The sequence below is a fragment of the Streptococcus sp. HMSC076H09 genome, assembly GCF_001811765.1.
In the GTDB taxonomy this organism is placed as follows: domain Bacteria; phylum Bacillota; class Bacilli; order Lactobacillales; family Streptococcaceae; genus Streptococcus; species Streptococcus agalactiae.
Genome location: NZ_KV806614.1, coordinates 1 through 26,147, shown reverse-complemented (window position 1 = coordinate 26,147; position 26,147 = coordinate 1). Strand labels below are relative to the sequence as shown.

Genomic DNA, 26,147 nt, shown 5'->3' with positions numbered 1-26,147 from the left:
AAGTACAGGCGCTCCATATTTTACAAATTGGCTCGAGCCTCTAATGAAGTTAGCGTAAGAAGGATTTACATCAATAGCCGAGCTGTGTCAGTCAATTTTGATTTAGCTACCTCTTTAAGTAAGGCAGCCGATGCATTACTTAAACCACTGATAATTGATTCATAGGTATCTTTTTTAATTTCTCCTAATTTATACGCTTCATTAGCCGCTTTTATTAATTTCTTTTTATCAACTGAAACATTACTTTTTTTAGTAGTATTTTCAATTTTTGAAGCTTTCTTACTTTCTTCAGCCTTTTTACTTTTCAGTTCTTCAGCTTTGGCGTCTTCTCGCTCTTTCCAATTCTTCTTAACTGTCTTTGTCCATTCCATCTGTCCGGATGTTGGTTTTCCAAAAGCTCCGGTTTTACTATTATATCCAGAAAATCCTGTTGAAACAGCCGCTAGTGCTTGGTTAACAGTTGACTGTGCATTAGAAATGTCCGCAAATACTGTTGCTGAATGGGCGTTAAATTCATTAAGGTTGTCTAATTTCTTTTGATTAGATTTTATACGTTTTTTTAATTTTTTAATATTACTTTTTGTAGAACTTATGGCAGATTTGGAAGGTTCTGGATCATCGTTAAGATGCTCTAAAAGTGCTTCAGCAATCTTTAATGATGCCCTATCACTTGCTAATTTTGATTCTAAAACGACAGAGTCTAAATCCTCATCACCACAAATTGAGACATATAAGGTTTGTAATTCTGTACATTTCTCACTCAATGTTTCAGAGAAAAGAATCATTCCTTGAAGCATCGGAGTTAACGTTCCAGTAGCATAGCTTTTTGCATTTGAATAAGCAGTCCCTTGAAGAGTTGCAGCCTCTGCAAAAGATGATAGTTTTGTTATTGCATCATTTAAAGCCGATACACGACTAAACATAGAAATAGCTACTGTTGATGCTTGAGTTCCTACAGAACTTACACTAACTTTTACCATTTTTAACCTCCTTTTCTTTCATTACTTTTTTGCATCAAACTCTGTTTTTCATAATACAACTTATCTAATGCATTTTCATAATCCATAATCTCTTTAGAAACTAAGTTTATCCTATTGTCATAGGATTCTTCTAAACTTAGTGTTTCACTATTTACCGTTAGAATAAAGTCATTATTCTCTTCTAATTCTTCTGATTCTGTTAAATAGGCATCACCGAGTTTTAATGATTCTAGTAACTCTATTTGTAACTCCATGACGTCGTTTTTCAATTTTTGTAAGAGCCTTTTACTATTCTCAGCATTATCAAGCTTTATTTGGAATAACTTTAAGTCAAGTTCAATATCTTCGAATGTTCGTTCAGTCATAACATCACCTATTAAAACAAACCATATTTAGGCTTAAAATCCGGATTTGATATAACAGAGCTGTCATTACTAGGCATTGTATATTTAGTATTTGCCGCAATCTCTTGGCTAATTTTTTGGTCAATAGCTTCAAACTCATTCACCGTAGAATGAATGAGAGCTATGAACTCATTTATTTTTTCAGCAATTTGGCTACTACTACTTGCCTCTCCATCGATGTAAGTTGAAGCATCGCTATTACCACTATAATCACTGTTTGAATCCTTAGTTGGAGCTCCTACTGCTGTGATTCCACTGGCTCCTGATTGTATTGCAGTTGCACAGGTGGATGCGACGGAGGCATCACTTTGTATTTTTGCCATTTGGTCTCCTTTCTTAGTCTATGGTGAGTTTTAATTTTTGATAGGTTTTTCTATCGTGAATGTAGGCTTCGTCTTTGTTTGGACGGATTTCCTTACTATTATACACTTTTTCAAGGAAGGTTTGATCCATGAGCCTCATGCCAGCCAGCACATACTGGGTCGTTGTGCGAACGTATTTAGGCACAGCATCGATCTTAGTCCCAACATAGTTATAGCTTGATCCAAGAATCAGATGTAAACCATAGCGTGGTCCATTGTCAAGCAATGCCTGAACCTGTTCAAGCTTCATATTGCTCTTAGCCACAAAGCTTTCAAAATCTGGAATCATGATAAACCATTCAGCTATCTCAGATTGGCTTTCACGTTGCTGCAACTCATAGATCAACTGATCCGCCATATCTTCAATCATATCAGAACCCACATAAGTACGTACCTGACCTTGATAGCTTTCATATTCGCCAAGCGAATCGATGATCATGGTATGGTAATTTGGGACGTTAAGCAAGACCTTGATGATATGGGAACCAACTGCTTCGAGTGACTCGTCAGAATCAGACATGTAAAGCATATGCTTAAAGCGATTAAGTGCTAAACTATAACTTTCAACGTCAACCATTTCAAGCCCAAGTGGTAAACGATTAGCTGATAGGTCAGCTTGAACACTATCTGTAGCCATAAAGTCGTCAAAGGTTAATTCTTCGGGAACAATTGGTATTGCTTTTGGTCTTGGTCCAGTCCATTTGCTGTTCATGGCGTCAGATTCGTTTTGGATGTTATTGATGATGTCAAAGGTTTCAGTGCCTTCTGTTGAGAGAGCCACTTGTAACACTTCAATGTCATCACGTTTGATTAATCCACGTCCTGGAATATCTTCCATGATGTGTTGGTGACGACCGACAAGTGTCCGTGATTCAGAGTCATCTGTTAATTTAAGAGCGATACGTTCTTTAAGGTTTGCCATTAAGGACGACCTCAAAGCTGCCGTACGACCAGCTGAGATAACTAAGGAAATGCCAAGTGACGACCCATCACGCGAAATATTTTGGAAACAAGCTTCTAAGTTAGTCGGTGTTTGAGCTTCCCGTAGCCCTTCATAACTGTCAATAACAATCAGGATTTGAGGCATGGTTTCCCCAGATACCTGACGGTAAAGTTTTGCTGTCGCGACATTGTAGCGACTGAGGGCTTTTTTACGATCAGACATTTCAACTTTGATACGGGCAATAAACTTGGCTATTTTTTCGTCATCATCAATGGTAAAGAAATCTGCTACATGTGGCAAACGTCTTAGAGGTAAGAGGCCATTGGTACCAAAATCAAAGAGGTAAAGGTCTAAAAATTCTGGACTATTATGACGTGCTAAGTCCATTGTTACAGTTTGAAGGGCTGTTGATTTCCCCATACTTGGTCCTGCAAAAATTGACAAATGCCCATCGTCTTCAAAATCGTGGTAAGCCACTTCTTGTGCTTGTTGGCTTGGTATATCCATAAAGCCAAGAACAGCTTTGTAAGATGGGGCCTTGCTCCAGAGGTCTACTGATCCCTCCTTACGGAGATCGGTTACTGCAATCTGATTGCTTAGAGGCGGTAGCCACGGTTGAGGTAAGTCTGAGATGCCCATTTCTTTGGTTAAAGCTTGAATGTTTTCAACGATAGCATCTAATTCCGTAGGTACTTCTTTAATATTTTCGGCTTGGTCTAAGCCTGAAAGATCATCATTTAGGATTTCGTATTGGCCAAGGTCGTTGATGGAATAAATGGTATGGTCTTCAATCCCTTGGTCGTCTTTTTCAGGTTGGTAATCTGCTCCTGACCATGCTGATTGGAAGAGTTCATAGACTTCATTATTACCAACTTGGAGGTAGGCACGTCCTGCTTGTGTAATCTCGGCGGCATCTGGAGTATGGAGCATTTCCATGGAGTCGCCGCGGTCTGCTACTTTAAGAGCTAGTTTGAAGCGTGAGTTTGACCAGATTTGGTCATCTACCACACCAGATGGTTTTTGGGTCGCTAGGATTAAGTGAATCCCTAGGGAACGCCCAATTCGCGCTGTTGAGACAAGCTCTTTCATAAACTCAGGTTGGTTGGATTTCAATTCGGCAAACTCATCGGAGATTAAGAAGAGATGAGGCATTGGTTCTGAAACTTCTCCAAGTTTGTATTTCTTCTGATACTGGTTAATATGATTAACATCAGCTTTAGCAAATAAACGTTGACGACGTTTCAATTCAGCATTAATAGAAACCAAAGCACGCATCGATTGGGCACCATCTAAGTTGGTGATGGTGCCAAGTAAGTGTGGCAGGTCCTTAAAGAGGTTTGCCATCCCCCCACCTTTGTAGTCTATGAGAAGGAAAGCTACATCGTGTGGATGGAAATTAACAGCTAAAGAAAGGATATAGGACTGTATAATTTCTGACTTCCCTGATCCCGTTGTTCCTGCAACTAATCCATGAGGACCATGAGCTTTTTCATGTAGGTTTAGATAAACAATATCATCCTGACCACGTAAGCCAAGTGGAACAGCTGAGCTTTTATACGGAGCATGGCTTATCCAACGCTCTTGAACATGCAAATCTTCAAATTCTTCTGCTTGATACATTTCCATAAAAGTAACTGCTTCTGGTATTGAAGATTTAAGATTTTGTAGGTGATTTAACGGAGCTAGGCGACGTGAAATATTTTCCTTGTCATAATCCTCTAAGAAATGATCTAATTCAAAATCTGTTTCTTTAAGCTCTCCTTCTTCTATAACTAACTGACCAGTATTACGGTCTTTAATATTAATAATGGTTTTGATATTTTCTGAAAGTGAACTCATAACATCTTGAACAAAGATGAGAGAACATCCCAATTCTGTAGGATCTTCCGTAAAGAATTCCATGATGACGTGATCTAAAATTAACTTTTCATCAGTTACAATAACGACATAATGCGGAGAAAATAAAGTCCCTTCTTTGGCAGATTTATCTTCGCGTTGTGTGCGACGTAATTTTAAAATTTGGTTAAGACTGTTGAGCACTTGATCACGGCTTCTTTGATTATAAACAAAGCCACGAACATTGACATCTTGTAAGGTTTCATGTGGCAACCAACGCATCCAAGACCACTTATCCATCTCTTCCTCTGGAACAATAGTAATAAATTGAACATCATGGTAAGAATGGAAAAAAGCTAATTGATTAACCATCAATTGGAGTTGCTCCAATACTAAACCTCGTGGTCCTATATAGCCAACTGGTCCATGTGATAAATTCGCAACAATCGGCATATTTTTAATATAACGATTGTTAAAGTAGAGGTTATAGCCTTCGTTCTCTAAAGGATCTTTTTTCCCAGAACGTTCTGGTTGAGAATAATGAATATTATAGCTCGTTGGTACTTCTCCCAAACCTAGGCGATAATACAAGAAGTCAAAATGAAGTGGTGTCTTTTCATAAATACGATGGTGATAAGTATCAGCCATTTCCTGTAAACCTTCAATCGTTGGGTAATGATAGTGTTGCCCACGCTTTTGCTCTTTAGCTAACTTCTGAAGTTCAATTGACTTATCAGATAAATAGTCATGATAGGAATCAATGCGTTCTTGTAAGTCCTGCTTATACTGTTTACGATTTTTAAAGTAACCAGTGATAGAGAAAATCATCGTCACTAGAGCCATTGACATTGTTGCAATGATATAGATACCACGAGGACGAAAAATAGAAATAAGAATGCTGACTCCAATCATCACTAGAGGAGGAACAATTAATTTTAACAGTTCATCTTTAGACTTATTAGGTTCATTACCAGGCGCATTAACTGTAATTTTATCTTCACTGGAACGATAAATAATACGAGGTGAGCGGTGAAAATCAGGATAGCCTTCGTAAAATTGATAAGCTGACATAACTTTCTTAGTTAATGATGTTTCATAATCAGCCCCCCCCCAGATTTGAATTTCATCTGGGAAAAGCTTAACAATTGTTCCTTGGAAGCTAATCTCATCACCTAAACTTAAAGGTAACTGCTGCACTACTTTTTGAAGATGATTATTCAGATAAATATCACCTTCAAATAAATTAAGCTGCCAATTACTTTCTATTTTTTTCAGTAATAAATTAGGGGCTCCTTCTTTAAAACGGACACGATACCCTTCTTTATCACCGATTAATATATCTTCGTAATCTAAGGGAGTATAAATTTCTTTTTGATTATTCGCTAAATAGAAGACAATTCCTGAAATCTCTACACCATTAGTTAACTCTTTTTCTTTTTGGTCAATAATATATACCAATTGACCTTGTATATTTTTTAGCGTGATGTCATTTTCTAAATCTAATACTGGTATTGGCGACTTGCCGTTTGATGATATTAGAAAGGATTTCTCCTCTTCAATATTAAATTCGTAGCGGAGTGATTGATAATAACAAATAACTAACATATCCACCTACCTACTTTTAGTTTTAGAAGATGTACTTGCTGTAGTACTTGATGATTCAGATGACTCTTTGTTGGAATTTGTCGAATGATTATTGCTATTTTTCGATTTGGATTCCTCATCTGTTAAGGCTGTCTTACGGTCTTTCCAATATTTATCATAGTCTGTTTGTAGCTCAGAAAGTTTTTGTTCACGATCTTTACCAGATAAACTATTGTCTTTTCTAACCTGATCCATTTTCTGAACAATAGCATAAATAACAAGGTCAGAATCGTCTAAACGTTTGGCAGCATCAATAGCATCATCATCTAAACCACGGCCAATATTAATCCAATAATCAAGATAGAGCTCATCAGTCTTGAGCGTAACATTGTTTAAAATAACTTCACGCTGTTCTTCAGAAAATGACATTCCATTAATATAGGAATAGGCCAACTCGTACTTCTGTGTATAAGGTAACTTACTTTTACATGTTCTAGTCGATTAATCACTTGATTATAATCAACTTTAATAAATGAAGTATCCGCTGCCAACATTTTTTCTTTGAATGGATTGTGAATAAAAACCAGATATACTAGCGGAATCAAGAGTATTGTAGATAAAGCTCCTAGCCAAACACTTATGTATTTATAAAGCTTATATTTTGCCCTTGATACTTTTGCTAACGTATGAGTTTCTACTTCTACTTGCTGCTCATAATCAATAGTAATGATGTCTCTAACAGCCTGAATAGTTTCTGCATGATAAATGCTTTTTAGGAAATCTGATACTTCAATAACAGAAATAGCACCATTATACAACTCTATATAGTCATGTTGCGTCAATAATGCAAAGACAAAACATTTGAATTGATATAAAAACTCTTCTGGACCAAATTTCTCAGGTCTCATAATCCCAGGAAGGCTACGATAAGCTATTTTAGCAGTTGCATTTTTTGTTAAAAATAGATTAGAGGGATGCAAAATGAAATTTACTGACAAAGACAAAGCCTTATCTAAATCCAAGACATTCAAGGCTAATCGTAATTTTTCAGATAAAGTTTCTTTTTTAAAGCTTTCAAAAAATAGAGCGTGCGCTTCTGTCTGGAATTGAAATTGAATGGTATCTGCATCAATTGCAGTTGTCATAGGCATCAACAAAGAATGGTGAATTTCTAACAATTGCAGTTGTTGCAGATTTTGAGTTCCTACTTTTGAACGCTTAAGAGATAACTGCCAAAAATCTGGTCCTTTTTCAAATTGAAAGTCTTGTTCTTCAAATACAAACGAATCTGTTTCCATTAATAAAACTCCTCTATCCTTATACGATCACCAGTTGTTACTGGATGGTGCGCTAATATATCGTTCTCTCCCAATAAAATACCTTTATTTATAACTCTTAGTTGATATTTGGTACGCCTTTCAGTACGGCTAAAAATACTATCTAATTCCATTACTAATTGCTTAACGCTAATTTTCAAAGGGATACGTAAATCTTTTGAGGTTTCCCCCATATCTAGAGTAATGTTAATATGTGTATTCATCCTTTTTGTCCTTTATTTTAAAAGTCATTATAGAAGCTAATATTAGTACCAAACTAATGAGAACCAGGTATATAATTATATGACCAATATCAGCCGAAACAGTCGGTTCTTCTGTTCTTGTAACAAATTTAAATTGATTACTTTCTTCAGAAAATAATTGTTTGATACGTTTTTTCCTATCAGATTGTCCTTTATTTGAATATTGAAACAGTTGCTTAGACTGCTTTTTCTGGAGTGAGACTTTAGATTGACGGTTTTTATCCAATTTTTTAAGGTCTTCTTTTTTAAATAAATCTTTAGTTAATTCAGTTTGAAAACCAGAATTTTTTTGTGAATCTGATTCTAAACGTTTTGTATCAAAATGAATATCATTATTCTTTAACCCATCAGAAAATACTGATGTTTGACTCATACAGGATAATATTAGTAGACAGGCTAAAAATCGTTTCAACTTCATCAACAACCTCACTCTTTTACTTTAGCTTCAAAATTTAAGGTGATAAAAATATTCATGATAATAAAAGCAACATCCACAAGAAGTACTAAGATAAGGAAAATAAATCCAGTTGTCACATTATCAAAATAAGATGATAATTGATTTTCAAGGATAGATAGTGGATTAATAGCTTTTAGTAATTTTGGAAGTCCACTAACAGTCGCTACTGTGCCTACGGCATTTGATAGATACACAAAACTAATAATCATAAACAAAGCCAAACCCATACCAACTGCTTTAAAATTTTTAATAAAGAAATACTGACTATGAATTAATAAAAAACTAAACAGAGTCATAACTAGGAACCAAGATGGTACATATTCAGGCATGACATGAAGACTTCTGCTTGAGATAACTCCCAGTGCTAAACCAATAACAAGAGAGAGGCCTGAAATGACAATGACATTTAAAAAGTCTGTTTGAAGCCAGCGGTTGACATTATACCTATCTGTCAATTTCTTAATAAGGTTTTGAGTCGCAAAGATATATGCTGTAAATAGGCTAACAACTTCTAATAATAGTATCCAAGTGAATGGGCGATAAGTATTTTCAGTTGCCCTAACTGCAGACGCTGATTCAGCGACAGGTCGTGATAAGAAATTAAGGAGAATATCATTTGGCACTCCATTTTTATAAGCAGTATTAAAAACTTTAGAGAAAGAAGCTACGAAATCACCATTATTGGCCAATTCTTTTTGGAAGTTAGCCATTAAATCGGTTGCATCCGTCGAAAGTTTGTTGCCCGAATTTTTAGCATCTTGAACATCTTTATTGAATGATGTGAATATTTGATTAACTTGGTCCGCCTCTTGACTATTAGATTTGGACATATCTTTTACGCCCGCTGCAGAGGTCATTAGCCCATCTAGATGGTTCTTCAAATCAGATAATTGTTGATCAGTTGTTTTCTGTGAGTCGTTTACTTTAGATTGATCCTGTGTGATGTTTTGGACCTTCATGTTAATTGATTGAAGGGTTTCAAGCTGTTTTTTGATTGCATCTGTTAGTCGTACATTTGTCTCAGTTACTTTTGCCATTTGATCCGCCAATTCATCTTGACTATTTTCAACTTCCTCCATGACATCTTTAACTTTATGTTGCGCATCAGCAGTGTTTTCATCCATCAAATACTTAGTTATACCATTTTTGACCAGATCAACCATCGTATCGTTAACACTTTGATTTAAAAATTGATCAAATAAATTTTGCGGTTCTTCGCCATCAGAAATAATGTAGTATTTAGCTACTAATCCGTGAGTGGTGTTATATGCATCATTTACTTCTTGTAGAGTTCGTTGATACGTTGCCTCTGCCTCAAAGTAAGACCGTTGGATTTTACCGTCATCATTTTGTACAATTTGTTTCTGATTCCCGATAGTGATTGTATAGCTTGGTTTCGTAATACTAGAGTTAGATGATTCCCTTTGATAACTGCTATTGATAATAATATTATTGTTTTGGCTGGGGTCCAAGGTTCTTGTTTGCTTACCATTAACCGTCCAGGTATCTACCCTGTAATCTGGATTATTTGATTCAACAGAAACTATCTGCTCACCAGTTCGAGTAGAACTAGATGACAATTTTAATTGATTAACTTTATTTTAGCTTCATCTCTATTTTTCCTAGCTTCAAAAAGACGATTCAATAAATTAGTATTTAAATACAGAGTTCTTTCGTTGCTTACTTTTTTAATGATTTCCGAATCAGAAGATGTAAACTGAATGGCTTTTTCTTCTTCTTGGGTTAAGTGCAACTCCGAAAGGTTTAGTGAAGGAATGCTTGAAATGAGAGAATTTGTGAAATCTGCTACCTTAGCTTTAAAATCTTTCAAAGTCTTCTCATTAGTAGAATGACTCTTCAATAATTCTAATAAAGTAATATTATCTTTATTATTCTTAGCAAAGTAACTTGCTAGTCCCTCTCTAACAATTTTATCTAGTTGTTCACTTTGATCTTTAGCAATGTTATCTTGTGACTTGAGTGCTTCAGATAGTTCTTGGATTTTTTGCCTTGCAACATTTAGATAAGCTGATGAGTTTTCTTTATGATTATGATTGTTATCATCACCCATAATACTATTGAGTTGTGATGATAATGTTTCTTGGTCTTTTTGTGCTTGTGTGATAATATCAGATAATTGCTTCTCTAATAACTCGTTATTCATTTCTAGTAATGAGGTCGAAAACGCTTCATACGAAATGCTATCTTGATGGCGCTGTTCTATTAAGCTTGATAAATCTTTTCCAGTATTTGTCTGGGTTGTCACCAAATCATTAAACATGTTATCAGAAGCTTCTAAAGATTTTTTCAGTGATTCGTTAGCAGTAATGGAACTACTAGACTGGTTAACGAGGGCTGGAAAGATATTTTGGAAATTAGTTGCAGAATCTAAAAGATTTTTTTGGTAATTTGAGATATTACCTGACTGAACATTTACCATGGCCTGTACATTTTCTTGAGCTGTATATAAGTTACTTAAAATACTTGCCATGTACATATTTACTAAGTGGCTATTTAACTCTGAAACAATATCTTTCTCTTTTTCAGTTGCCTTTTTCTCTAATGCTAAATTCCCCTTGGCATTAACCTTATAAGAGATAGTTGTTTGCTCTGCATTTGCTTTATTGACATCAAGAAGTTTTTGAGAAAAGTTATTAGGGATGATAACCATTAATTGATAATCACCTTTGTCTAATCCATTTTGAGCAGTACCTCGACTAACAACTGACCAATTTTGACTATTATCACGTTCGATAGACTTAATATAACTAGCTCCTAAATTATAACTTTCTTTACCATTAGATACATTTTGATCTTCGTTGACTAATGCTATATTTAGTTTAGTGTTAGTAGCTGACTGTGTTGTTTTATTCTCTTTTGCATGATCGCCTTGAAGCTTAAGATTAAGGCCAGCAATAGCTACTAAAAAGAGAGCAACAGCTATAATATACCAAAGTATTCTAAAGTTATTTCTTTTCATAATTCTTCCTAAAATATATTTTATTTTCAACAAAATAGGAAGGCTTTGCCTTCCTATTCACTTATAGACTATGATACGATACTATCCACTAATTTGAGAAGCAATATCTGCATCCGTCTGCTCAATGATATCTGCAACTTTTAATAATTGCTGGTTAATATCTTCGAGTAATTGAGCAAATTCTGTAATTTTTGGAGATAATTCATTGAATTGTGCTTCAAAAGAATCAAAAGTAGATCCATCCCAATTTTCGTCAATAACTGCTTGCTCTTGAGTAAGCAAATTAAGAACTTCTGTTACTTGTTGAGAACCAGCTGTGTACTTTTGTGCTGATGAGCGAAGTTCTTCTGGTGTTAATTTAATTTGTGCCATAAATTTTCTCCTTTTTCTATAAACACTTTTGCAACAACTGCATAATTATTACAACATATTTTTTAAAATATATTCAAATTTACTGCATTATTTAAAATTATTTTTAATATTATTGTTTAATCCTGTTTATTTTCATCTATATCAACAATCTGTCCTTGTTGATTTAATCGAAATCGTGTCAATTCGTGAAAGAAAATCTTTTTATAAAAACCATGTTGCTTCTTAGCATTGACTCTTTTAGAAATACCTAATTTATCATCTGAACTATTAATACCAAAATTACCAATGTAATCTTTATTAATACGGTAACTATGATACTTCTCTGGATGTGAAATTACATAGGATGTGGCTGCTTCAGACATATTGTTAATGGGACTAGGGGAATTAAAAACACGCGCTGATAATCTCATTTCTGAAGCCACAATCATGGCCAAATAACCACCTAGAGAATGGCCTGTTAACCAGAGGGTTGCATCAGGATAGTTCATCTTAATTTTTTGTGCAAATAGTTTAGATGTTGTAATTTGACTTGGATTTTTACAAGGCAGAGAAATGCCATCCTCTCTCAGGGTAATACTTGAAGGACAAGTTAGCAATTTATTGTTCTTCCCCAATACAACTGAATCGATATCTGTTAAGATATCTTTCTTATTAAAAGCGTTCGTTCCTGAATATGCTATAACAATATGATTACTTTCATCCAAAGACTGACATGCCATAGCCTGCATACCATTATTGATATCATCATTAACCTCTAATACCATAAAAGAGCGTTTTTGATGGAAATCAATAATTTGACTACCTTCTATAATTTGAAGGTGTCCATTACTTTCTGCTTTGGATTTTTCAATATTATATGCCATATCTGATAGCACTTTAAAACTACTATCTGGAATCATTCATTTTCCTCTCTATTCAAAGACCAGGTGATATCTAACTCATCAATAGACTGAATAGGTTCCTTTTTTTCTCTAGGTCTGAGATGAAAACTTTTAGGATGACAAATAATACCTGAAATACTATTACTGTCACTAATATCATCAACAATGTAATTGATAATATTAACGCCATTTATTGTTATAATAGAAGACCATGAACCAGTTTCTAAAGAATGCCTCCACTTTGAAAAAACAAGTTGTTGAATACCTAGATATCTGTGTACTAAATCAAGGGCGATTTTTGTTTCTAATTCATTAATATGTGTTCGTGTTTTTAACATAATTAACTCCTTAAGTTTGTTCCCTATTTTATCACAATTAGGCTTTTTTTATAAAAACAGAACAAGCTATATTTAATCTAGTCCGATTCTGTTTTGCTGGAAGTTAATTTTACCTTGATCGTTTGATTAATCTAGTACTTTTAATGTAAATGCTCTGCTTTCAAGAACTTTGAACATTGCATGTGCAGTATCTAAAGATGTAAATAGAGGAACTCCTTGTTCAATTGCAGAACGTCTGATGATGAGAGCATCATGGTTATCAATGTTATTTTGTCCAACTGTGTTGATAACTGCTTGAATCTTACCATTTTTAATTAAATCAGGAATATGATTTCGATCGTTCTCTCCTAACTTACCTACTAAAACTGTCTCTAAACCATTAGCATCAAAATAAATTGCAGTCCCTTGGGTAGCATAAATACGATAACCAATACTTTGATAGACTTTTGCAAGTTCTAAAGCTTCTTCTTTATCTGTATCATCTACTGTAAAAACAATGTTACCATAGTCTGGCATATGGAGATATGCTGCTTCAAAGGCTTTATACAAGGCTTTCTGAAGATTAATATCTGATCCCATCACTTCGCCTGTTGATTTCATTTCAGGACCTAATAAACTATCTACTTTAGCAAGTTTGGTAAAACTAAAGACAGGGGCTTTAATGTGGACCATATCTGAAGCTGGATAGAGATCATAACCATATGTAAAATTGCAGAGTTTATCTCCTAAGATAACTTTTGTTGCTACTTGGGCCATAGGAATGTGAGTTACTTTTGATAAGAATGGAAGTGTTCTACTAGCACGAGGATTAACTTCAATAACATATACTTTCTGATCCTTGATTACAAACTGAATATTCATCATACCGATACAGTTTAATCCAATTGCTAAGCGTTTTGTATAATCTACAATAGTTTCGATAATGGTCTCAGACAATGTTTGAGGAGGATATACAGCCATGGAATCTCCTGAATGAACACCAGCTCGCTCTATATGCTCCATTATTCCAGGAATCAGTATATTCTGACCATCGGATATAGCATCAACCTCACACTCTTTACCTATAAGGTATGCATCTATAAGCACTGGATGATCTGGGCTTGCCTTTACCGCGGTTGTCATATAATGACGTAAATCTTCTTCGTTTTCAACTATCTTCATAGCTCGTCCACCAAGAACATATGATGGTCTAACCAACACGGGATAACCAATCTTTTGCGCTGCATTAACTGCCTCTTCCTCCGTAGTGGCGGTAAAACCTGGTGGTTGAGGGATATTTAGAGCTTGTAAAGTGGCTTCAAATTGTTTTCTATTTTCAGCACGATCCAAATCTTCTAATTGTGTGCCTAGTATTTTAACCCCTGCCTTGTTTAAATCTTTTGCTAGATTAATAGCAGTCTGACCACCGAATTGTAAGATGACCCCTTCAGGTTTTTCTAAGTCAATAACATTCATAACATCTTCAAAAGTCAAAGGTTCAAAGTAAAGCTTATCTGAAATAGAGAAATCCGTTGAGACCGTCTCTGGATTAGAGTTCATGATAATCGCTTCAAAACCAGACTCTCTGATGGCTTTAACAGAATGAACCGTTGCATAATCAAATTCAACTCCCTGTCCAATTCGGATTGGGCCCGATCCTAAAACCAAAATAGAGGCTTTATCTGATATCAATGACTCGTTTTCTACGGCATAAGTCGAATAAAAGTAGGGCGTTGCTGAATCAAACTCAGACGCACATGTATCAACCATCTTATAAACTGGAAGAATTCCTGCTTCTTTTCGCATGTTACGAACTTGATCTTCGTTTATTTGCCATAAACTCGCTATAGCTTTATCTGAAAAACCTTTATTTTTAACCTTTTTGAGAATATTGATATCCAGTCTGTTTTTAGATAATAGATCTTCTAACTCTACAATCACTCTTAACTTATCAAGGAAGAAAGAATCAATGCTAGTCAAACTTGCTAATTTTTCAATACTATAATGTCTACGTAAAGCTTCTGCTAGATAAAATAAGCGATCATCTTCTGCCTTTCTTATTTTTTCTAATAAAACATCATCTGATACATTATCTAAATCTGCTATTTTAATGTGATCGACACCTATTTCTAGTGAACGACAAGCTTTCAACAAAGATTCTTCTATATTCCGTCCTATTGCCATGACTTCGCCTGTAGCTTTCATCTGTGTTCCCAATTTTCTATCGCCACTTTCAAATTTATCAAAAGGAAATCTCGGCATTTTTGCGACTACGTAATCTAAAGCAGGTTCAAACATAGCGTAAGTCGTTTTTGTAATAGGATTAATTACCTCATCTAGTGTCAAACCAACAGCTATCTTAGCTGCTAATTTAGCAATTGGATATCCAGTAGCTTTTGAAGCTAAAGCAGAAGATCTTGATACTCTTGGATTAACTTCAATGACATAGTATTTAAAACTATTCGGATCAAGGGCTAGTTGAACATTGCATCCTCCTTCAATTTTCAAAGCTCTTATAATATCTAAACTCGCATCTCGTAATAACTGATTTTCCACATCAGATAACGTTTGTGCGGGTGCAAAAACTATAGAGTCCCCTGTATGGATACCAACAGGATCAAAATTTTCCATATTACAAACAACAAGAGCGTTATCTGCTGCATCACGCATAACTTCGTATTCAATCTCTTTAAAGCCGGCAATTGAACGTTCAATAAGGCACTGTGTCACAGGCGATAACTTTAACCCCTTCGTCGTGATGTCAACCAATTGTTCTTGATTATCGCACATGCCTCCACCTGTACCTCCTAAAGTAAAGGCAGGACGAACAATTAATGGATACCCGATTTGCTCTGCAAATTGAATAGCTTCTTCTACCGAATTAACAATCTCGGATTCTGGAATAGGTTGATTGAGTTCTTCCATCAACTGTTTAAATAAATCACGATCTTCAGCTTTATCAATGGCTGATAATTTGGTCCCTAATAGTTCAACATTCAATTCTTCTAGGATACCATTTTTTGATAGAGCCATAGCCATATTCAATCCAGTTTGACCTCCAAGAGTTGGAAGGAGAGCATCAGGTCTTTCCTTCCTGAGAATTCTTGTGACAAACTCCAAGGTAATAGGTTCAATATAAACTTTATCAGCAATATCTTTATCTGTCATGATAGTAGCCGGATTCGAATTGACCAAAACAACTTGGTATCCCTCCTCTTTTAAAGAGAGACAGGCTTGTGTACCAGAATAGTCAAACTCTGCTGCTTGTCCAATCACAATCGGGCCAGAACCGATAACCATAATTTTACGTATGTCTGTGCGCTTTGGCATATCAAACTCCTCTAATTCTATATTTTAAAGCTAGCTTTTTTGCTGGAAATCATCAATCATATTAATAAATTCATCAAAAAGATAAGATGTATCATGCGGCCCTGGTGCTGCATCTGGGTGAAACTGCACTGAAAAGGCAGGATAGTATTTATGTCGAACACCTTCGACGGTTTTATCATTAATCTCTTCATGTGTAATGAAGAGAGCCTCAGGGAAATCTTCTCTCGAAACAGCATAACCATGATTTTGACTTGTAAAATCAACCTGTCCTGTTTGCAAATGACGAACAGCATGATTAAAACCTCGATGACCAAAAGTCATTTTATAAGTCTTTGCACCATTGGCTTTAGCAAATAGTTGATGTCCCATACAAATACCAAAAATTGGAATTTTACTTTGAATTTCTTGGATCATTTGTAAAGCATTCGGTAATTGTTCTGGGTTCCCAGGGCCGTTAGATAAGAGTACTCCATCTGGATTGAGATTTAAGATTTCTTGCGCTGTCGTAGTATGAGGGATCACTGTGATATGACATTGACGTTGTGACAGTTCTCTTAGAATAGAATGTTTTAAACCAAAGTCAACTAATACAATATTTTTGCCAACTCCAGGCGAAGCATAAGCTAATTTGGTTGATACTTGTTCAATTTGATTATTTAAAAGAACACTTTCTTGAAGGTTTTCTAGTGCTTCATGAATAGAATTTCCCTCGTTTATTAAACAAGCTTTCATTGTTCCATGTTTTCGAATAATTTTTGTTAATGCTCGAGTATCTATACCTGAAATTCCAGGTATTCCTTTTAATTTTAAAAATTCATCAAGTGTCATCTGTTGACGCCAGTTACTTGGATACTCTGCCCATTCATAAACAACTACTCCCTTACATGTTGGTCTGATAGATTCGTAATCGTCTCGATTTATCCCATAATTTCCAATAAGAGGATAAGTAAAAGTAATGATTTGACCGTTGTAAGATTGATCTGTTATAGATTCTTGATACCCTGTCATTCCTGTACTAAAAACGATTTCACCACTTGTTTCTACATCCGCTCCGAAAGCCTCACCCTCAAACACACTACCATCTTCCAGTAATAATAGACGCTTCATTTTATCTCCTTTATTGTCTGCTATTGAGCACTGCTTCTAAGATAGCTATCCTTGCATAGACGCCATTACTCATCTGTTTCACTATTCGAGCCTTATCTGCTTCTACCAAATCGCTAGCAATCTCTACATCCCTATTGACGGGCGCTGGGTGCATAATAATTGCTGTATCCCTTAAATGTTTATAGCGTTCTTTTGTAAGACCAAATTGTTGATGATAGCTTTCTTTTGAAAACACCCCTTTACCATCATGACGTTCGTGTTGAACACGTAAAAGCATAAGGACATCAATTTGATCAACTAACTGGTCTATTGGTAAATATTGCCCATATTCATCAAACTGACTACTATACCATTCTTTTGGTCCAGAAAAGAAAATTTCAGCTCCTAACCGTTTTAGCACTTGCATGTTAGATTTAGCTACCCGTGAGTGAGTTAAATCTCCTACAATCGCAATTTTTAGCCCTTTGAAGTATCCAAATTCTTCGTAAATAGTTACCAAATCCAAAAGTGATTGACTTGGATGTTGGCCTGAGCCATCACCCCCATTGACAATAGCTGAATGAATGTTCGGACTAGCAATCAATTCTTTATAATAGTCAATATCAGGATGCCTAATGACACAAACGTCCAATCCTAGAGCACTCATTGTTAAGATAGTGTCATAAAGGGTTTCTCCTTTATTAACAGAACTTGTATCAGCATTAAATTCAATTGTTTTTAATCCTAATTTGAGTTCTGCCATTTCAAATGACTTATGTGTTCTTGTTGAATTCTCAAAAAAGAGATTTGACACATAGTAATCTTTATCAAAACCAATGTTGCTAGGATTTTCTTTGACTTCGATACTTCTCTTTATCAAAGACATAACTTCTTGATTTGATAATTCTTCTAAACTGACAAAATGTTCTAATGAAAGTGTTTGTGTTTGATGATTCATGATAATTTCTTTCTATAAATTTTAGCTAGAAAAAAGCCTCCTAAAACAAGGAGGCTCTGCAAAATAGTAAGCTAGATAGAGAACTAACTTACTATTTGTTAACGCAATTCCTTGTTTGCCTCTCTGGACAATACCTTAAAGGATATTAATAAGAAATGTTTTACCTATACCAATGTTGCTGCGTGGCTATCTTTTTGATAGACTATTTCACCATTGCAAATTGTGTAGTGAACAACTCCCTTCAATTTATCACCGATAAAAGGAGAGTTGCTGGATTTGGAGGCAAATTCTGCCTTTATTATTCTCTCTTCAGCTTGATCAAAAATAACAATATCTGCAGGTCCACCTTCTCTGAGATAACCTGCATCAAATCCATATAACTGTGCAGGATTACATGTCATTTTTGCCAAAAAGTCAATCATTGAGAGTTCTTTAGTAGATACTAAATAAGTAATCCCTAAGGCTAATGATGTCTCTAAGCCAGTCATACCAGAGGGCACTTGACTAATATTATCTGCTGCTTTCTCCATAATATGATGGGGAGCGTGATCACTTGCAATAATTGAAATAACACCACTTTTAAGACCATCAATGAGGGCTTGTCTATCCTTTTCAAGTCGCAGTGGTGGGTTTAATTTTGCATTAGCACCCTTAGTTAAAAGTAAGTCCTCTGTCTTTGAAAAATGTTGGGGGGTTACTTCTGCTGTTAAGTTAGCACCAAGCTTCTGCGCAAAATCAACTACTTCTACTGATTCTGAACTTGACAAATGCTGGATATGGACTTTCGCCTGTGTTTGGTAAGCAATCATAGCATCTCGCGCAATCATTGAATATTCAGCAAGACCACTAGCTCCACAGACATGATAAATTTTCTGAGCAATATGTTCGTTGATACCAAGAACGCCATTTAACGATGGATCCTCTTCATGTAACGATAGGACAACATCATGTTTTCTAGCTAAGTTCATAGCTTCTTGCAAAACCTTAGTATCTGTCAAAGGAATACCATCGTCTGAGAATCCAGCAACTCCAGCTTCTAATAGTTCTTCGAAATTAACTAAATCTTTACCATTCAGGGATTTAGTAATTGTAGCAACTGTTTCAATCTTAATTGCTTCTTTTGCTGCACTCTCCTTAACTTGTTTTACAATTTCTAGGCTAGAAATCGTTGGGTTAGTATTGGCCATCATAAGAACTGTCGTAAAACCACCTGCTGCAGCTGATAGGGCCCCTGTATGGATATTTTCTTTATGTGTCTGTCCAGGCTCACGAAAATGTACATGAATATCGACTAATCCTGGAGCTACAATTTTATTGCTTGCATCAATGATTGGAATGCCTTTAATATCAATTTCTTTCGATATTTGTTTAATTTTTCCTTGATCAATCAGCATGTCTGATACTTGATTAAAACCACTTTGAGGGTCGATAATCAATCCGTTTTTAATGATATACATATCTGTCCTCTCTAACTTTGCCAATTCATTTGATCTTCTTTAAATTTTTTCAGTAATACCAGTTGGTCAGCTGTAATATATCCATTAACTTTAGCAACTTTAATTAATTGATTGTAATCCGTCAAAGTCACCAAAGGAATATCAGCTTCACGAAATGCTTGTTCAGCCTTAGCTAATTGATATGTAAATATCACTACTACCCCTAAAACCTCAATACCTTGACTCTGCGCAGCCGTAACAGCCTCTAAAACAGATCCTCCTGTTGAAATCAAATCTTCAATGATAACCATTTTTTGGCCTGAGTAAACACGTCCCTCGATTTGATTCCCCACACCATGATCCTTTGCCTTCGAGCGTATATAGGCAAATGGCAAATTCATCTTATCAGCTATAATAGCGCCATGTGGTATGCCTGCAGTCGCTGTCCCTGCGATGATATCAACGTTTGGGAAATGTTTCTGTATTTGTTTAACAAAACCATTTTCAATCAGTGTCCTTGTCTCAGGATACGATAAGGTTACACGATTATCAGTGTAAATTGGCGATTTGACTCCCGAAGCCCAAGTAAAGGGTTGTTGGGGCCTTAAGTAAACAGCTTGAATATCTAATAGTTCCATGGCAATCTGTCTTGCTAAATCCATCTCAGTACTCCTTTATTTAATACGATTCCATTCTTCTTTTATGTCTAGATATGCTTGATATGGATTTTCTGCTTTCGTTATAGGTCTTCCCACAACGATATAATCAGCCCCAACTATACGTGCTTGCTCAGGAGTCATCGTTCTTTTTTGATCATCTAACTGATTGGTTTGTGGAGGTCTGATACCAGGCGTTAAGCAAATGAAATGTTCGTTAGTCTGTTTCTTGATTTGCTTTACCTCTTGAGCCGATGCGACTACTCCATCTAGGCCTGCTTCTTGAGCTTTTTGAGCATAATGGCAAACCGAATCAACTACACTTAAGTTAATATGTTGATCCACCTGCATTTGTTCTTGTGAAGTCGAGGTTAATTGTGTCACTGCTAATAGTATTGGACCCTCCCCCAAACCTTCTCTAGCTGCTTTCATCATTTCGACTCCTCCTGCAGCATGGACATTAGTCATATCAATGTCTAATTTGGCTAAGACAGACATAGATGATCGAACTGTATTAGGGATATCATGTAATTTTAAATCCAAAAAAATGCGATGTCCTAAGGATTTAATATATCTAATAATTGAGGGACCTTCGGAATAATAAAGCTCCATTCCTATTTTGACAAAAAGTAATTCTTCTTTTGGAAAATGTTCTAAAAAAGTTGTTACAGAAGCCAAATCAGAAAAATCTAAGGCAATGATAGGGCATTTTTCTAACATATAATTCCTCTCTATAGAAATAATAATTGTTGGAAATGTACCAGTATGACACAAAAAACCTTGCCTGAGGGCAAGGTTTCATAAAAAGTTAGCGAAAAAGCACTCGCTATTTGACTTATGATGGTGACCTTGTTCGCCTCTCTGGACTCACTTAAAGATACATTTGTAGGTATTCTACAAGTTTACAATCATTTTGTCAAATAAATACTAAATTATTTTATCATTTTACGTCTAATAAAGAACGATAGAGGAATCTGCTGTACAATACTGATTGCTATAGCAATTGTAAAAGCTGTTACAAAACAGGATCTAAAATATTCCATTGCTAAAGCATCTGCTCCCGTCAATAAAAAGTAAACAGCTCTATAGAAGCTAAGTCCTGGAATAAGAGGAAACATACTTGTCGCTAAAAAGACAGTGGCAGGACATTTACGTTTAGCAGCTAATAGCCGTGAAAAATAAGTGATGAAAAGCCCTGGAAAAAATACGGCTATAGCATCCATATGAAATTGTTGCCATAAGATCAGGTAGAGCATCCAAGATATTGCTCCTAGTATACCTAAGTCAAGGAAATAACGTTTTGGAACATGGTAGAGAATAGAGAAGGCTATCGTCCCTAAACCGGCCATTAGTGTTCTGATGATAATCTCAAGGATGGTATTAGGAACACCAGAAAAAGAACCTGTCATTTGTTCTGCAAACGGAATAATTTCAATTGTAATAGCCACGCCTGCTGATATAGAAATACAAATGAGTAAAGCAGACATAATCAAAGCTAAACCTGTTGAAAAATTATTCTGTGAAAATTCTCTCACCGAATTAACAAAGGCAGCCCCTGGCACCATAACCATTAGTGCCCCTAATATGATAATGCTACGATGCTCACCTAATCCTGAAAAATATAATAAATTAGCACTTAAAGCCACTACAGAACTACCTAGAATGGTCAAAAGAAATCCTGTATGTATACGACTTTCCATCAAATTCAAAAAATATCCTAAAATTAAGCCTGTTACAGCAGCGGAAAATGAATCTAATAAGGAACTACCCAAGGCTAAAGAAAAACTACCCGCTCCACAAAAATAAGAAATTAAAGTAACAAGCAAACTATAATCTTTTTGATGTTCAATTAAGTCTAACTGCTTTACAATTTCTTCTGGAGATACTAAGTCTTGTTTAGCAATTTGCCTAGAAAGGTTATTAACAGCTTCAAGTCTACCTAAATTTGCTGTTACACCATCTGTATTGCATACTTTAGCTTCTTGTTTACCATAGCGGTTAATCCCGGAAGCGATAATACTGCTACTAACCACATAAGCTTCAAAATTTTCTATCTGAAGAGCCTTAGCAAAATGCTTCATTGTGTCTTCGACACGATAGACTTCTGCTCCGCTTTCAATCAGTAATTTACCAGCTCTAAGAACAACGCTCATATCATTTTGCATCTTATTTGGCCCTGCCTTCTACTTTATTACCCTAGCCACTTAACTAAGTTGGTTAAAGTCCCAAACATCATCCATCCATCCTTCATAAAAGTCCGGTTCATGACATACCATCAAGATTGATCCCTTATAAGCTTTTAAAGCACGTTTTAACTCATCTTTAGCATCTACATCTAAATGATTGGTTGGTTCATCAAGTACAAGGACATTATTTTCGCGATTCATTAATAAGCAAAATCTGACCTTTGATTGCTCCCCACCAGATAACACCTGAATCTGACTTTCAATATGCTTTGAAGTTAAACCACAACGAGCAAGAGCTGCCCTAACCTCTGCTTGGTTCAAAGCAGGAAAAGCATCCCATACTGCTTCAAGTGGAGTTTGGCGATTCCCTCCGGGTACTTCTTGTTCAAAATAACCTAAATCAATAAAATCACCTCGTTCAACATTACCAGAAATAGGGGGGATAATACCTAGTAAACTCTTAAGTAATGTTGTTTTTCCTATCCCATTTGCTCCAACAATAGCTATTTTTTGATTACGTTCAAATGTTAGGTTTAGAGGTTTTGTTAAAGCACGATCATATCCAATTTGAAGATCTTTAGCTTGGAAAATAAAACGTCCTGGTGTGCGAGATTCTTTAAATTCAAAACTTGGCTTTGGTTTCTCTGCTTGTAACTCAATAATATCCATTTTGTCTAGTTTCTTTTGACGAGACATTGCCATATTACGTGTTGCAACGCGTGCTTTATTACGATTAACAAAATCTTGTAAATCAGCTATTTCCTTTTGTTGACGTTCATAGGCTGCTTCTAATTGAGCCTTTTTCATTGCATAGACTGATTCAAAATTAGTATAATCACCGGAATATCTTACTAAATCTTGATTTTCAACATGATAGACAATATTGATAACATCGTTCAAAAATGGAATATCGTGTGAGATTAAAACAAAAGCATTTTCATAATTTTGTAAATAGCGTTTTAACCAATCAATATGTTCAGCATCAAGGTAGTTTGTAGGCTCATCAAGCAGGAGGATATCTGGCTTTTCTAATAACAGTTTTGCTAAAAGAACCTTTGTCCTTTGACCACCAGATAATTCAGTAACATCAGAATCCATACCAAAATCCATAACTCCTAATGCCCGTGCGACTTCATCAATTTTAGCATCAAGCGTATAAAAATCACGTGATTCTAAACGATCTTGTAGTTCTCCAACTTCTTCCATAAGGCTATCTACATCTGCGCCATCATCTGCCATGGATATATATATATCATTGATACGTGCCTCTGTTTTAAAAAGTTCATCAAATGCTGTTCGCAAAACATCACGAACTGTTTGACCTTCTTCTAACACAGTATGTTGATCAAGGTAACCAGCAGTTACATATTTTGACCATTCAATTTTTCCTTCATCAGGTTGAAGATGACCTGTAACAATTGACATGAATGTTGATTTTCCTTCACCATTAGCACCAATAAGTCCTATATGTTCACCTTTTAAAAGGCGAAAAGAAACATTCTCAAAAATAGCACGATCACCAAAACCGTGACTTAAGTTTTTTACTTCTAAAATACTCATTTAAAATCCTTTGATTGATAATAGAGGTTATTAAAAAACTCATAGAGACACTCTACAAGTTTTTAAATTAGCACATTACATAGTAAGTTCCATATACAAGTATAGAGAGTTTAAACTTAAAAGTCAAACCTTACTTAATTTTTTCAAAGTGTAAATGAACAGTGATTTGATCATCATAACCATTTCGCTCTAAATCACGTTGCAAACGGTATGAAATATAGTGTTCAGCAATATGAATGTATCCTGCATCCAATAAACGATTTTCAACCAAAGACTGAATCATATTGATCGTTGGTCGTTCAACCTGAGCATCCTCTAAATCTAAGATTACTTTTTTAGTCACTTGAGCAAGGTCTTGACGAAGTGACTCATCAAGCACATAAACTGTTTGAGCAGCTTTCAAGATAGCTTGGTAGATTTTTTCAGGATCAAATTCAACAATCTGTCCATCACGTTTGATGATTTGCATAAGAGCCCCTCCTTAATGTGGAAACAATGTTAAAACGATTTGCAATCATTTTCATTTGTTAATTTCATTATGCAAATGTTTTCATAATTTGTCAAGTGTTTTACCTGATATTGATGAAAAATTAATATCACTAGAAGTCAGTATAAGTATTAAGCAATGTCATATTCTTCTATATTAATTCAAATTTTAACTCTTTCGCTGGTTTAACCAGCCCATTCTTATGCAATGTTTCTGCGATTTGAACAGAATTCCAAGCTGCCCCCTTCAGTAGATTATCTGAAACTACCCACATATGAACACCATTTTCTTGATCAAGGTCTTTTCGAATACGACCAACAAAGGTCTCCCTATGGCCTACAGCATTAATCGCTTGAGGGTAAATTTGCTGAGATGGAAGGTCTTGTAGGACGGCACCAGGAAAATTTGCAATAGCCTTTTTAATTTCAGAGATTGAGGCTAATTCTTTCGTCTCAATATAAATAGACTCAGAATGACCCGATAAAACGGGAATGCGGACGCAGGTAGCTGAAACCTTAATAGTAGCATCTTCCATAATTTTCTTTGTCTCCAAAGTCATTTTCATTTCTTCGTACGTATAATCATTATCAGTAAAAATATCAATTTGAGGTAATGCATTGAATGCGATAGGATAATGTTTTTGATCGCTAGAACATGGCAAGACCGTTGCAATTAATTGATCAGGTGAAAGGTTATCATTTAAAACTTGTCTCAACTGTTCCTTAGTTTCTTCAACAGCACGTGCACCTGAACCCGAAACAGCTTGATAGGTGGAAACTATAACACGCTCTATCCCCCATTTTTGACGAATGGGCTCTAAAGCAATCATCATTTGAATAGTAGAACAATTGGGGCAAGCTATGATACCATTATGACCAATCATGGCATGAGCATTTACTTCAGGAACAACTAGTGGAACATCAGGATTCTGACGAAAATATGACGTGTTATCTACTACAACTGCTCCAGACTTTACTGCATAAGGAGCGAACTTTGCTGAAATAGATCCACCAGCTGAAAACAAGGCAATATCAACATCGTAAAATGATTTTTTAGTTGTCTCTTCAACACGTATAGCCTCATCTTTAAAATGTAAAATCTTACCTGCTGAGCGACTTGATGATAAAAGTTTCACTTGTTCTATTGGTAAATTCGATTGTTCTAATTGACGAATCATTTGTGTTCCTACGGCACCTGTAGCACCTACGATAGCAACGGTATATCCCATATAATGACCTCTATTTGTTGATGTTGTTCATCAATATTTTCAAAACATTTTAATGTGACTATTATACTACATTTTTATAAACTTTCAAGAATAGCCAAATGAAAAAAGTCACCCTAACCAACCTAATTATAAAAAGGAATCTCGTATCCGATTCCTTTTTATTGATTGCATATATCATTATAATAGTTACTAAATGGTTGATTATACTTAATTTTCATTGCGTCTCAAACCGCAGAGACTTGTTAACAAAATTAAACCAAACCCTACAAGTTTAAAAATGACATTTTGATCATCACCTGTTTTAGGTAATTTATTTATCACTGGAATTGTTCTAGAATTATTAGTTAACATCGGTCTATTAGCTACATTAGTAACCTGAGATACTTTTTTAGAGAATGACTGTTTGTTAGAGTCACCTTGACTAGAGTGATTATTTTCTCTAGATACAGTTGACTTTGAAAGAAGTGGATTTTTCTCTATAAGTTGACCTACTTGGCTCTTGTTCTCAACATCGCGTTGGCGGCG

At 35.4% G+C, this 26,147-nt stretch carries 19 protein-coding genes and 3 pseudogenes; all 22 read right to left on the bottom strand.

The genetic code is table 11. The features are described 5' to 3' along the window. Positions 1-65: 65 nt before the first annotated feature. Complete coding sequence (locus HMPREF2818_RS07215; RefSeq protein WP_000241584.1) at positions 66-980, bottom strand: hypothetical protein; 915 nt, start codon at positions 978-980, stop codon at positions 66-68. 2 nt (positions 981-982) lie between these two features. Then, the gene (locus tag HMPREF2818_RS07210) at positions 983-1,345 is read right to left on the bottom strand and encodes a hypothetical protein (RefSeq protein WP_000140207.1); all 363 of its coding nucleotides are present in this window, start codon (positions 1,343-1,345) and stop codon (positions 983-985) included. A gap of 11 nt (positions 1,346-1,356) precedes the next feature. Next, positions 1,357-1,707, bottom strand: coding sequence for a TIGR04197 family type VII secretion effector (locus HMPREF2818_RS07205; RefSeq protein WP_001063013.1), 351 nt, complete (start codon positions 1,705-1,707; stop codon positions 1,357-1,359). Positions 1,708-1,720: 13 nt separating this feature from the next. Beyond that, on the bottom strand, positions 1,721-6,130 hold the full coding sequence (gene essC, locus HMPREF2818_RS07200) for a type VII secretion protein EssC (RefSeq protein ID WP_017650977.1): 4,410 nt from the start codon (positions 6,128-6,130) through the stop codon (positions 1,721-1,723). Positions 6,131-6,136: 6 nt separating this feature from the next. Beyond that, positions 6,137-7,407 (bottom strand): annotated as a pseudogene (essB, locus tag HMPREF2818_RS07195) (type VII secretion protein EssB). Beyond that, positions 7,407-7,649: an EsaB/YukD family protein gene (locus HMPREF2818_RS07190; RefSeq protein WP_001091721.1), complete on the bottom strand. Its 243-nt coding sequence runs from the start codon at positions 7,647-7,649 to the stop codon at positions 7,407-7,409. Before HMPREF2818_RS07190 ends, essB begins: the two are co-directional and overlap by 1 nt. Beyond that, the gene (gene essA / locus HMPREF2818_RS07185; RefSeq protein ID WP_000769477.1) at positions 7,633-8,106 is read right to left on the bottom strand and encodes a type VII secretion protein EssA; all 474 of its coding nucleotides are present in this window, start codon (positions 8,104-8,106) and stop codon (positions 7,633-7,635) included. Before essA ends, HMPREF2818_RS07190 begins: the two co-directional genes overlap by 17 nt. 8 nt (positions 8,107-8,114) lie before the next feature. Beyond that, positions 8,115-11,125: pseudogene (gene esaA, locus HMPREF2818_RS09940) on the bottom strand (type VII secretion protein EsaA). 81 nt (positions 11,126-11,206) lie between these two features. Next, complete coding sequence (locus HMPREF2818_RS07170; RefSeq protein WP_000057251.1) at positions 11,207-11,497, bottom strand: WXG100 family type VII secretion target; 291 nt, start codon at positions 11,495-11,497, stop codon at positions 11,207-11,209. 116 nt (positions 11,498-11,613) lie between these two features. Then, a complete protein-coding gene (locus HMPREF2818_RS07165; RefSeq protein ID WP_000611754.1) occupies positions 11,614-12,396 on the bottom strand; it encodes a lipase family protein in 783 nt (260 codons plus the stop codon). After that, positions 12,393-12,716, bottom strand: coding sequence for a hypothetical protein (locus tag HMPREF2818_RS07160; RefSeq protein ID WP_000921241.1), 324 nt, complete (start codon positions 12,714-12,716; stop codon positions 12,393-12,395). Before HMPREF2818_RS07160 ends, HMPREF2818_RS07165 begins: the two co-directional genes overlap by 4 nt. Positions 12,717-12,842: 126 nt before the next feature. After that, complete coding sequence (gene carB / locus HMPREF2818_RS07155) at positions 12,843-16,025, bottom strand: carbamoyl-phosphate synthase large subunit (RefSeq protein ID WP_001126465.1); 3,183 nt, start codon at positions 16,023-16,025, stop codon at positions 12,843-12,845. Positions 16,026-16,055: 30 nt separating this feature from the next. Further along, entirely contained in the window at positions 16,056-17,132 is a 1,077-nt protein-coding gene (locus HMPREF2818_RS07150) for a carbamoyl phosphate synthase small subunit (RefSeq protein WP_000826112.1), read from the bottom strand. A 10-nt stretch (positions 17,133-17,142) separates the two neighbouring features. Beyond that, complete coding sequence (locus tag HMPREF2818_RS07145) at positions 17,143-18,069, bottom strand: aspartate carbamoyltransferase catalytic subunit (RefSeq protein WP_001016474.1); 927 nt, start codon at positions 18,067-18,069, stop codon at positions 17,143-17,145. A gap of 164 nt (positions 18,070-18,233) precedes the next feature. Continuing rightward, positions 18,234-19,526, bottom strand: a complete 1,293-nt coding sequence (locus HMPREF2818_RS07140) for a dihydroorotase (protein ID WP_000275471.1) — start codon at positions 19,524-19,526, stop codon at positions 18,234-18,236. 11 nt (positions 19,527-19,537) lie between these two features. Then, positions 19,538-20,167, bottom strand: coding sequence for an orotate phosphoribosyltransferase (gene pyrE / locus HMPREF2818_RS07135; RefSeq protein ID WP_000362329.1), 630 nt, complete (start codon positions 20,165-20,167; stop codon positions 19,538-19,540). A 12-nt stretch (positions 20,168-20,179) separates the two neighbouring features. Further along, positions 20,180-20,881: an orotidine-5'-phosphate decarboxylase gene (pyrF, locus tag HMPREF2818_RS07130; RefSeq protein ID WP_000890171.1), complete on the bottom strand. Its 702-nt coding sequence runs from the start codon at positions 20,879-20,881 to the stop codon at positions 20,180-20,182. A gap of 212 nt (positions 20,882-21,093) precedes the next feature. Further along, a complete protein-coding gene (locus HMPREF2818_RS07125) occupies positions 21,094-22,326 on the bottom strand; it encodes a threonine/serine exporter family protein (RefSeq protein WP_001178655.1) in 1,233 nt (410 codons plus the stop codon). 39 nt (positions 22,327-22,365) lie between these two features. Then, positions 22,366-23,907, bottom strand: a complete 1,542-nt coding sequence (locus tag HMPREF2818_RS07120) for an ABC-F family ATP-binding cassette domain-containing protein (RefSeq protein ID WP_000025410.1) — start codon at positions 23,905-23,907, stop codon at positions 22,366-22,368. A gap of 130 nt (positions 23,908-24,037) precedes the next feature. Then, positions 24,038-24,376 (bottom strand): ATP cone domain-containing protein, encoded by a 339-nt coding sequence (locus HMPREF2818_RS07115; RefSeq protein WP_001165746.1) that lies wholly within the window; start codon positions 24,374-24,376, stop codon positions 24,038-24,040. Positions 24,377-24,545: 169 nt separating this feature from the next. Continuing rightward, entirely contained in the window at positions 24,546-25,622 is a 1,077-nt protein-coding gene (locus HMPREF2818_RS07110) for an aspartate-semialdehyde dehydrogenase (protein ID WP_000542452.1), read from the bottom strand. A gap of 207 nt (positions 25,623-25,829) precedes the next feature. Continuing rightward, positions 25,830-26,147 (bottom strand): annotated as a pseudogene (fbsA, locus tag HMPREF2818_RS07105) (fibrinogen-binding adhesin FbsA); the annotation flags it as partial.

Excerpts from the sequence above, each read along its gene's own strand:
- HMPREF2818_RS07215 (WP_000241584.1), bottom strand. The coding sequence starts at position 980 with ATGGTAAAAGTTAGTGTAAGTTCTGTAGGAACTCAAGCATCAACAGTA.
- HMPREF2818_RS07210 (WP_000140207.1), bottom strand. The coding sequence starts at position 1,345 with ATGACTGAACGAACATTCGAAGATATTGAACTTGACTTAAAGTTATTC.
- HMPREF2818_RS07205 (WP_001063013.1), bottom strand. The coding sequence starts at position 1,707 with ATGGCAAAAATACAAAGTGATGCCTCCGTCGCATCCACCTGTGCAACT.
- essC (WP_017650977.1), bottom strand. The coding sequence starts at position 6,130 with ATGTTAGTTATTTGTTATTATCAATCACTCCGCTACGAATTTAATATT.
- HMPREF2818_RS07190 (WP_001091721.1), bottom strand. The coding sequence starts at position 7,649 with ATGAATACACATATTAACATTACTCTAGATATGGGGGAAACCTCAAAA.
- essA (WP_000769477.1), bottom strand. The coding sequence starts at position 8,106 with ATGAAGTTGAAACGATTTTTAGCCTGTCTACTAATATTATCCTGTATG.
- HMPREF2818_RS07170 (WP_000057251.1), bottom strand. The coding sequence starts at position 11,497 with ATGGCACAAATTAAATTAACACCAGAAGAACTTCGCTCATCAGCACAA.
- HMPREF2818_RS07165 (WP_000611754.1), bottom strand. The coding sequence starts at position 12,396 with ATGATTCCAGATAGTAGTTTTAAAGTGCTATCAGATATGGCATATAAT.
- HMPREF2818_RS07160 (WP_000921241.1), bottom strand. The coding sequence starts at position 12,716 with ATGTTAAAAACACGAACACATATTAATGAATTAGAAACAAAAATCGCC.
- carB (WP_001126465.1), bottom strand. The coding sequence starts at position 16,025 with ATGCCAAAGCGCACAGACATACGTAAAATTATGGTTATCGGTTCTGGC.
- HMPREF2818_RS07150 (WP_000826112.1), bottom strand. The coding sequence starts at position 17,132 with ATGAAGCGTCTATTATTACTGGAAGATGGTAGTGTGTTTGAGGGTGAG.
- HMPREF2818_RS07145 (WP_001016474.1), bottom strand. The coding sequence starts at position 18,069 with ATGAATCATCAAACACAAACACTTTCATTAGAACATTTTGTCAGTTTA.
- HMPREF2818_RS07140 (WP_000275471.1), bottom strand. The coding sequence starts at position 19,526 with ATGTATATCATTAAAAACGGATTGATTATCGACCCTCAAAGTGGTTTT.
- pyrE (WP_000362329.1), bottom strand. The coding sequence starts at position 20,167 with ATGGATTTAGCAAGACAGATTGCCATGGAACTATTAGATATTCAAGCT.
- pyrF (WP_000890171.1), bottom strand. The coding sequence starts at position 20,881 with ATGTTAGAAAAATGCCCTATCATTGCCTTAGATTTTTCTGATTTGGCT.
- HMPREF2818_RS07125 (WP_001178655.1), bottom strand. The coding sequence starts at position 22,326 with ATGCAAAATGATATGAGCGTTGTTCTTAGAGCTGGTAAATTACTGATT.
- HMPREF2818_RS07120 (WP_000025410.1), bottom strand. The coding sequence starts at position 23,907 with ATGAGTATTTTAGAAGTAAAAAACTTAAGTCACGGTTTTGGTGATCGT.
- HMPREF2818_RS07115 (WP_001165746.1), bottom strand. The coding sequence starts at position 24,376 with ATGCAAATCATCAAACGTGATGGACAGATTGTTGAATTTGATCCTGAA.
- HMPREF2818_RS07110 (WP_000542452.1), bottom strand. The coding sequence starts at position 25,622 with ATGGGATATACCGTTGCTATCGTAGGTGCTACAGGTGCCGTAGGAACA.